At 32.9% G+C, this 7,881-nt stretch carries 11 protein-coding genes; 6 read left to right on the plus strand and 5 right to left on the minus strand.

What is annotated here, in order from left to right:
- The first annotated feature begins 84 nt into the window (after window positions 1-84).
- The 5 genes from OZ002_RS13085 (at window position 85) to OZ002_RS13105 (ending at window position 3,740) form a co-directional block, all read left to right on the plus strand.
- Window positions 85-693, plus strand: a complete 609-nt coding sequence (locus OZ002_RS13085; RefSeq protein ID WP_325083477.1) for a hypothetical protein — start codon at window positions 85-87, stop codon at window positions 691-693.
- Between the two features lie 18 nt (window positions 694-711).
- Window positions 712-852, plus strand: a complete 141-nt coding sequence (locus tag OZ002_RS13090) for a hypothetical protein (RefSeq protein ID WP_002343078.1) — start codon at window positions 712-714, stop codon at window positions 850-852.
- A 568-nt stretch (window positions 853-1,420) separates the two neighbouring features.
- Window positions 1,421-2,746, plus strand: a complete 1,326-nt coding sequence (locus tag OZ002_RS13095) for a Y-family DNA polymerase (protein WP_002318473.1) — start codon at window positions 1,421-1,423, stop codon at window positions 2,744-2,746.
- On the plus strand, window positions 2,739-3,089 hold the full coding sequence (locus OZ002_RS13100; protein ID WP_002290348.1) for a hypothetical protein: 351 nt from the start codon (window positions 2,739-2,741) through the stop codon (window positions 3,087-3,089). Before OZ002_RS13095 ends, OZ002_RS13100 begins: the two co-directional genes overlap by 8 nt.
- A gap of 141 nt (window positions 3,090-3,230) precedes the next feature.
- Window positions 3,231-3,740, plus strand: a complete 510-nt coding sequence (locus OZ002_RS13105) for a hypothetical protein (protein WP_002295345.1) — start codon at window positions 3,231-3,233, stop codon at window positions 3,738-3,740.
- 450 nt (window positions 3,741-4,190) lie between these two features.
- Here OZ002_RS13105 and OZ002_RS13110 read toward each other — a convergent pair whose 3' ends face one another.
- Entirely contained in the window at window positions 4,191-4,598 is a 408-nt protein-coding gene (locus OZ002_RS13110) for a type II toxin-antitoxin system death-on-curing family toxin (protein ID WP_002329899.1), read from the minus strand.
- On the minus strand, window positions 4,595-4,828 hold the full coding sequence (locus OZ002_RS13115) for an addiction module antitoxin (RefSeq protein ID WP_002297441.1): 234 nt from the start codon (window positions 4,826-4,828) through the stop codon (window positions 4,595-4,597). The genes OZ002_RS13110 and OZ002_RS13115 overlap by 4 nt, the downstream gene beginning before the upstream one ends.
- A 333-nt stretch (window positions 4,829-5,161) precedes the next feature.
- Here OZ002_RS13115 and xerS point away from each other — a divergent pair, with 333 nt between their 5' ends.
- Window positions 5,162-6,247: a tyrosine recombinase XerS gene (gene xerS / locus OZ002_RS13120; protein WP_002290352.1), complete on the plus strand. Its 1,086-nt coding sequence runs from the start codon at window positions 5,162-5,164 to the stop codon at window positions 6,245-6,247.
- 283 nt (window positions 6,248-6,530) lie between these two features.
- Here xerS and OZ002_RS13125 read toward each other — a convergent pair whose 3' ends face one another.
- The 3 genes from OZ002_RS13125 to OZ002_RS13135 all read right to left on the minus strand — a co-directional run bounded on the left by OZ002_RS13125 (window position 6,531) and on the right by OZ002_RS13135 (window position 7,701).
- On the minus strand, window positions 6,531-7,196 hold the full coding sequence (locus tag OZ002_RS13125) for a tyrosine-type recombinase/integrase (RefSeq protein ID WP_002324528.1): 666 nt from the start codon (window positions 7,194-7,196) through the stop codon (window positions 6,531-6,533).
- Between the two features lie 153 nt (window positions 7,197-7,349).
- Window positions 7,350-7,499, minus strand: coding sequence for a hypothetical protein (locus tag OZ002_RS13130; RefSeq protein ID WP_002290356.1), 150 nt, complete (start codon window positions 7,497-7,499; stop codon window positions 7,350-7,352).
- Complete coding sequence (locus OZ002_RS13135; RefSeq protein WP_002290357.1) at window positions 7,492-7,701, minus strand: DUF3173 domain-containing protein; 210 nt, start codon at window positions 7,699-7,701, stop codon at window positions 7,492-7,494. The genes OZ002_RS13130 and OZ002_RS13135 overlap by 8 nt, the downstream gene beginning before the upstream one ends.
- Window positions 7,702-7,881 lie beyond the last annotated feature (180 nt).

Below are 7,881 nucleotides of genomic sequence, written 5' to 3' on the forward strand. Positions count from 1 at the left end.
AGTGTAAAATGTACTTGGGTCATGTAACGTCCTCCTGGGTATGTTTTTGTGGTTAAAAACATTGTACCGTAAAAGGGCTGTTACATGGCCTTTTATCTTTTACACAATTATATGGACTTTATCAATAAAGAACTTATTTTCAAAAACTTAGATAAAGAAATAGGGTTGGAAAATTATTATACAAAAACAGCATTGAAACATATCAAGGAAGAATTTGAAAGAATGAATCAACACACACCTTTTCAATATCCGATAGACTTCTTTTTCTTAGCTCAATACACTGGACATTATTGGGGAGAAGTAAAGACTGAAGACAATGGTTACGTGAATGCTTATATTGATAGAAATACTATAGTTTTTGATGGTCAAAGTTGGAAGATAAATCGCATAGATTCTGAAGGAGAGAACGTTGCTAAAATAGAAGTTACAAACGATAATATTCGTCCAACAAACAATTCGTATACATTTGACTCTTCTATCTTAGAGAGTCAAATAAAAAACAAAGAAAGTGATCCAATAGCTGAATCATTACAATTAAATGATCACAAGTACCAAAATATGTCTGTCATTTTCAGCAATCCTGCAATTAATTCGTTACTGTTATCTAATATGAGTGGAAAACCTGCTTTGGTTGTAACTTTAAATAAAGAAGATTCAATTTGGAAAATCAACACAGTAGAGTATGGATATTAATTTTGACAGGTGAATATTATGAATAAAGTAGCGTACGAACAGAAAGAAAAAGACGTTTTAAAACTACCATATTCCACAAGGTACCAGGCATTGAAGCAAGAGAAAATTCGGTTGAAAAAAATCGAGATTGCCGTTCCTGTAGTTATCAGGACAAAATAAAAAAAGACTACAACCAAATAAATGCTTCGTAGAAAGTATAAAATTTGCACGAGATGTCAAAGAAGCTATTTATTGCATTGGCCAATTTCAAAAAAGTGAATTTTTTCATGCTTGGATAGAATTTAAGGATCAGGACTATTGTTTTGATGGCACATTTCAAGCCTTCTATCCAAAAGAAAAATATTATGAATATCGAGGACTAAAAAAGCTTTATACGAAGTCTTCTGCAGAAATAACGGAATTGGCGAATAAGTATGAAATGCATGGATTGTATCCTGAAGACTGGCAAAAATTAAAAAGTCTACTTGTTAGTAGTTCGTCATGAAAGTTATAAAACCCGAACAACTTTTAAAAAGGAAGTTCGGGTTTTTTTATAGTGAATCAAGTAGCTTTGGTCTGTATTTATTGATATATGAAGACTCTAACGCATTTAAAATCTGATAAGTGGTTAGTTATCCGTTTAAACTGCTTGTAATAACAATTTGAATCTTTTTTTGTTCATTTAAACATTCCTTCTTTACAAACGGGAACATATGTTTGTATAATTGTAACGAATGGAGTGTTATTTATGATGGATTATTCAAAAGAGCCAGTAAATGATTACTTTTTGATCGATATGAAAAGCTTTTACGCAAGTGTCGAATGTATAGAAAGGAATTTAGATCCATTAACGACTGAATTAGTCGTCATGAGTCGAGCGGATAATACAGGATCAGGGTTGATTTTAGCTTCTTCACCAGCTGCAAAGAAAAAATATGGGATCTCTAATGTCAGTAGGCCAAGAGATCTACCTCAGCCATTTCCTAAAACGTTACATGTCGTCTCACCACGCATGAATCTCTATATTAAGCGAAACATGCAGGTAAACAATATATTTAGAAAATATGTAGCAGACGAAGATTTATTGATCTATTCGATCGATGAATCGATCTTAAAAGTGACCAGATCACTGAACCTTTTTACGACTGAAGGAACACGAAGTCAACGGAGAAAGAAGCTGGCTCAAATGATCCAGGAGAATATTAAAGAAGAGCTAGGATTGATTGCTACGGTAGGCGTCGGCGATAATCCCCTTTTGGCTAAACTAGCCTTAGACAATGAAGCAAAGCATAATGAAGGATTTGTTGCGGAATGGACGTACGAAAACGTTCCTGAAAAAGTATGGAATATTCCTGAAATGACGGATTTTTGGGGTATTGGCTCTCGAATGAAGAAAAGACTCAATCAGATGGGGATTATGAGCATTAGAGATCTTGCTAACTGGAATCCTTATACGATTAAGAATAGACTAGGTGTGATTGGCTTACAGCTGTACTTCCATGCTAATGGGATCGATCGAACAGATATAGCAATCCCACCAGAACCGACAAAAGAAAAGTCCTATGGTAATTCACAAGTGTTGCCACGTGATTATACTAGAAGAAATGAAATCGAGCTGGTTGTAAAAGAAATGGCGGAACAAGTAGCCATTCGTATCAGACAGCATAATTGTAAAACAGGATGTGTCCATTTAAACATTGGTACATCGATCTTAGAAACGAGACCAGGGTTCTCACACCAGATGAAAATCCCTATCACAGACAATACAAAGGAATTGCAGAATTATTGTCTTTTCTTGTTTGATAAGTATTATGAAGGACAAGAAGTCCGCCACGTCGGAATCACTTACAGCAAGCTATTTTATACTGATTCGCTTCAGCTGGATTTATTTAGTGATCCACAAAAGCAAATTGACGAAGAAAATTTAGATAAAATTATTGACAAGATTCGGCAAAAATATGGTTTTACGTCGATTGTACATGCTTCTTCAATGTTAGAAGGCGCTAGAAGCATTACTAGAAGCACACTTGTTGGTGGTCATGCGGGCGGAAATGGGGGAATTAAAAATGATTGATTACAATGATCGTGGTCGTTTAAAGTGGGCAGGGTTTTATTTATCTGATCATACTGAAGAGATCGATGCGGACAATGAGCAACGTACCAATCATAATTTGGCAAAAGAACAAATGACGACTGAAGATATTGTGAAAGTATTGAACGCTGCAGTCATAAAAAATAGATCAGTATGTATCCAAAAAGAAGAACGAAACGCTGAAGGATACTATCCATACGATATTGTTGGAAAGATCTTAGGTAGTGATGAGCTGGGAATCTACGTTGGAAAAGACAAAATTCACTACGACGAAATACGGCACATTGAATTTTACCAGGATAATAAGTGGAGTCGACTAGAATGAACATTATCCAGCAATATGAGCTAAAGTATATAACATGTATAGTTATATACAAATATTTAGCTTCGGTTGGTATAAACTTAATAAGTGACTTTTTGAGCCAAAAAGTAAGGAATTACAAAAAGAGAAAGAAGAGAAGGAAGAATGAAAAAGGTATTATTTGCGGTTAGTTTAGTTGTTAATATAGCACTAGCAGGAGGATTATTTTATACCATTACAGAAATGAATAAGCTTGATGACCAACGGGAAAGCTTAGCAATCAGTAACGAACAATACAAAAGGAAGCTAGATGAAGCTAGCAGTACCAACGTGGACACTCAAGAAGCCGTAGAATCCTCTACAATTGTTTATAGCAATGAATCCAGTGAAACCCTAACAAATTCGGAAAGAAGCACAGCTCCAGCTACAGAAACTGTTTCTCAAAAAGCTACTATAACAATAGGAAGTAAAGTATTCACGTTTATAGTAAATGGCTTGACAATAGAACACGATTCTAGCAGAACAGGAAAAATGACCGAGCTTTCTCATGAGTTTCCAGTGATTGTTACTACTCCTAGTGCTACCCTTAACGGTATATTGGTGCAAGACAACAATGATAATAATTGCTATATAATGGTAGACGGTCAAACTCTATACAGAGGAACATACCAATAAATTTTGAGTCTTAATATGACTGATATTTATAAAAAATTCCTGATATTAGAACAAGAATACGCTGTCTTCAAATGTATAATATTACAATAGCACGATATAGCAATATTGTTATATCGTGTTTCATAATAATTAAGAGCTTTAAAATTAGTATTTATTAGATACTTAAAAGCTATTTTAGTATTGATAAATTGTTACCAGCAACAAAAAAGAAGTTACTTAGTGCTAACTTTTGAGCAACTGCTAGAGGAGGTAGGATATGGCTAATTATCCTGTAATTTTTATTGTATTTTCTAGAAATGTAATTATTCTCTTAAACATTCCAGCATATCCAAGTATATAGAAAATTTACGTTTTCTATATACTTGGATTTGAATTATAGCTATTTGTAATTTACTTCAATTATTTCGCTATAGCAGCTAATAACACTATAAAGACACATACAGTAACTCCTTAAATGGGCTGCGTATGTGTCTTTATAGTGTTGATCACTTCATATTTTAGTTGATCGAAATCCTTATCATACGTAGCAATATATACCGCTAAATTTACAGCATCTTTTTGATCAATAGCTAAAAGCTGTCCATTGATTTTCAAAAAGACAAAAGTAGCTAAGAAAGCAGTACGTTTATTTGCATTGTGAAAAGGATGTTTCTTTATCAATTGTATAAGTAGGATAGCTGCTTTTTCATAAATCGAAGGATAAACCTCTTCACCAAAAGCTGAGGCTCGAAGTTGCCCTACACACATTTCTAAAGCATTCGCATCCTTTACACCAAGGGGTTCATTAGGAGAGTATTTTTTTATTTGGATTACATTCATTTTTATAATATCTTTGGCTTCTAGGTAATGAATACTCATTTATCGACAAGCTCTCTAAAAGTAGTATCATATTCAGTTAATGCTTGAGATATTGCTACATCAATTTCATCAGATAAGGCTTGTTTTTTTGTAATTGCCGCTCGAAGTTTTTCTTCATCTAAAAAAACCGTATCTCCGGGATTTAACCCATTTTCTTTAAGAAACTCCTTTGAAATAGTTAATACTACTGAGTTCCCCACTTCCCTAAATTTTCTTTCTTTAATTGCCATAGTCTTCTCCCTCCTTTTTCTTTGTATATACAGTATATACGCTTGTTGATTTTAAATCAAGCATAGTCCCTCTCATGTCTAACTCTATAGAAAGATTGTTCTTTCTATATAATTAATTAAGAAAATTCAAAAAATTTAGATTGCTCCCTTCTATTTCCTTCCCTATTTATGTATACCATTTATTTTAAATTATTAAACGTATACCTGTTTATATGCTTTTTTTGAAACAAATTAATAAATTTTAGAGCATACCAATTGACAAAACATTCTATAATTGGTATAGTCCAATTGTAGAGATACTCTTCTCCCCTACTTATTGAAAGGATGAATGACATGAAAAATACAGAAATATATCAAAAAATAGATACAATCATACTTCATATGCCCGATTATATAAAAGATTTTGTTCAAGATCGTGAGGATAAAGATCAATCACCTCGAACCACTTTAGAATATCTAAAAAATTATAAGCTCTTTTATGAATGGCTTCTGAGTGAGTCTATCGTTCCTGATACTTCTATCACCTCGATAAGACAGTTAACTGCCTATGACCTAAACTTGTACAAATCTCATTTGAAACGTCGCACAAAAGAAAATGTAAAAAAAGAGACAACAAAAACTAAGCTCAAAGATAATAATAACTTAGGTCTATCTACTTCTACTATCAATAGAAATATCACGGCATTAAAGGTTCTATTTAAATATCTTTCGAAAAGTTCCAATAATCCTCTAGGAAAACCATACTTAGACAATAATCCTATGGATCAAGTAGCAACCATCACAGATAAAACTACGTTAGCTGCACGTGCCAATGCCATTGAGAAAAAATTATTTCTAGATAAGGATACACAAAATTATCTAGATTATATTGCCAATGAATATAAAAATACTTTGAGTAAACGAGCTTTGATCTATTATCAACGAGATGTAGAAAGAGACCTGGCGATCAATGCACTGATTTTAGGATCTGGATTGAGACTCTCCGAGGTTATAAATATTAATTTAGATGACCTATCTTTAGATAAGAATAATGTGGTAGTAACTAGAAAAGGAAATAAAAGAGATGCTGTCAATATAGCAGCATTCGCAATGGAATATTTAGCTAATTATCTAGCTATTCGGAAAGAACGATATAAAGTAACAGAAAACGAAAAAGCTTTATTTCTAGCAATTTACCAAGGAGAAGCCAAGCGTATATCCGGTATTGCAATCGAACGGATGGTAGCAAAATATTCAAAAGGCTTTAGAATTCAAGTCAGCCCTCACAAACTGCGTCATACATTAGCTACTAGACTCTACCAACAGACAAATTCATTGGTATTAACTGCCCAACAATTGGGACATTCAAGTACCAATACAACAACTTTATATACCCATATAGACAATGCGGCTACGATCGATGCATTAAATGCTTTATGAGTATAATGTATAAATAGGCGGAAATAAGAAACAACACGCTAGAAAAGCCTGTATTATAGTTTTTCTAGTGTGTTTCTTTTGGTGTGATCCTACTTTTGTTTATCATTTATTTTTTATTATCGTAAATAGGTGTCGGTTTGATTTTAGAAAAATTAGTTTGGATATAATCTGTGGGATCATTTGTTATCTCTCTCAATGAATTTAGATACAAATGACTATAAGTTCCTAAAGTCGTTTGTACATCAGCATGTTTTAACCTTTCTTTAATTCGAAGTGCATCTTTTTATTGTGATATAAGCAAAGAAGCATGACTATGCCTTAATCCGTGTATGCGGATTATATGAACACCAACGATCGTTGCATGTCTTCTCATAATATGACGGATTGTATATTTCTGAGTAGGTGTTCCATTATAAGAAAGTACAAACGACATGCCTCCTATTGAAACTTGACGCTCCTTCCAAGCTTTTAAAAAGGTAATTGTATTGTCGTCTAGTTCGATTGTACGAATACTAGAAGCCGTTTCGGGTTCTACAAACTCATAGGTTTTGGCTCTCTTATAATAGAGTGTTTTATTCACACGCAAGTTTTTATTTTCAAAATCAATATCTTTCCAAGTTAATGCAGTGGCTTCTCCCAAACGCATAACGGTCATAAAAAGTAACCACATACAAATAAAACCAAAATGTTGGTACAAATCATCAATATAAAAAGTTGAAATAACTTTTGTAAATTCTTCTTTTGTCCAAAAATCAACTGTAGTTTTCCTTTTCTTCACATTTCCAATAACTTTTGCAGGATTTTTTTCAAGTAGTCCCAAAACAACTGCTCGATCTAATGACATCTGAAAAATCCCATACATGTTTCTTACATAAGAATTTTTATATTTGCTCAATAAATTATTTTGCCACTTTTGAATGTCAATTGGACGTATTTCTCTTAACTCCATTTTAAAGAAATAAGAAAAGTTTTTTTGATTGTAGATAACCGATTTTTATATGTTCTTTCTTCTACTTTCCCTTGATAATAAGGTAGGAATAATTTATAAAAAAACTCCTCAAACAACATAGTACTTTGAGAAGTTTCTGCTTCTTTTCCATAATTAGAAACAAGTTCGGTATACGCTTTTTTTCTTCTTTAACTGTTTTAACCCCTCTACGTTTTTTTGTACTCTTTTCCCTGTTCGTTTGTCGAATCCCAAACTAGCAGTAAAATGATATTTCCCATTTTTATCTTTTTTAAAATTAACCATGATTCTGAAAATCCTCCTCTACCTCTATCTTCATACCTAAAACTTCTTCTACAGATTCAACAGGTACTAGTCCTAATCTTCTATTTTCGTAATAGGTATAGCTTTTTGAAACCATAATTGCTTTTGCCTGTCGTATGATTCTCTCAGACTGATACTTCCCATAACCTAATTTCATTAATTCATTTTTTGTTATAACCACCATTTAACCACCACATTTTTTATTCAAATATAAAAAAGAACACTACTAAAAATAGTAGAGTCAAGTCCATAATCCTGTGTAAAATACTATACAATGTTTTACCGGTCTCTCATTGATCAAACTTAATATATTTTCTTGTAGAACTGAGCCATTCGTCATGAAGGTCCATAAGGACAGCTCCAA

The organism is Enterococcus sp. E4-150 (assembly GCF_035726465.1).
GTDB lineage: Bacteria > Bacillota > Bacilli > Lactobacillales > Enterococcaceae > Enterococcus_B > Enterococcus_B faecium.

What these genes read in the sequence shown, in the direction of transcription:
- OZ002_RS13085 (WP_325083477.1), top strand. Translation starts at nt 85, where the DNA reads ATGGCCTTTTATCTTTTACACAATTATATGGACTTTATCAATAAAGAA.
- OZ002_RS13090 (WP_002343078.1), top strand. Translation starts at nt 712, where the DNA reads ATGAATAAAGTAGCGTACGAACAGAAAGAAAAAGACGTTTTAAAACTA.
- OZ002_RS13095 (WP_002318473.1), top strand. Translation starts at nt 1,421, where the DNA reads ATGATGGATTATTCAAAAGAGCCAGTAAATGATTACTTTTTGATCGAT.
- OZ002_RS13100 (WP_002290348.1), top strand. Translation starts at nt 2,739, where the DNA reads ATGATTGATTACAATGATCGTGGTCGTTTAAAGTGGGCAGGGTTTTAT.
- OZ002_RS13105 (WP_002295345.1), top strand. Translation starts at nt 3,231, where the DNA reads ATGAAAAAGGTATTATTTGCGGTTAGTTTAGTTGTTAATATAGCACTA.
- OZ002_RS13110 (WP_002329899.1), bottom strand. Translation starts at nt 4,598, where the DNA reads ATGAGTATTCATTACCTAGAAGCCAAAGATATTATAAAAATGAATGTA.
- OZ002_RS13115 (WP_002297441.1), bottom strand. Translation starts at nt 4,828, where the DNA reads ATGGCAATTAAAGAAAGAAAATTTAGGGAAGTGGGGAACTCAGTAGTA.
- xerS (WP_002290352.1), top strand. Translation starts at nt 5,162, where the DNA reads ATGAAAAATACAGAAATATATCAAAAAATAGATACAATCATACTTCAT.
- OZ002_RS13125 (WP_002324528.1), bottom strand. Translation starts at nt 7,196, where the DNA reads ATGGAGTTAAGAGAAATACGTCCAATTGACATTCAAAAGTGGCAAAAT.
- OZ002_RS13130 (WP_002290356.1), bottom strand. Translation starts at nt 7,499, where the DNA reads ATGGTTAATTTTAAAAAAGATAAAAATGGGAAATATCATTTTACTGCT.
- OZ002_RS13135 (WP_002290357.1), bottom strand. Translation starts at nt 7,701, where the DNA reads ATGGTGGTTATAACAAAAAATGAATTAATGAAATTAGGTTATGGGAAG.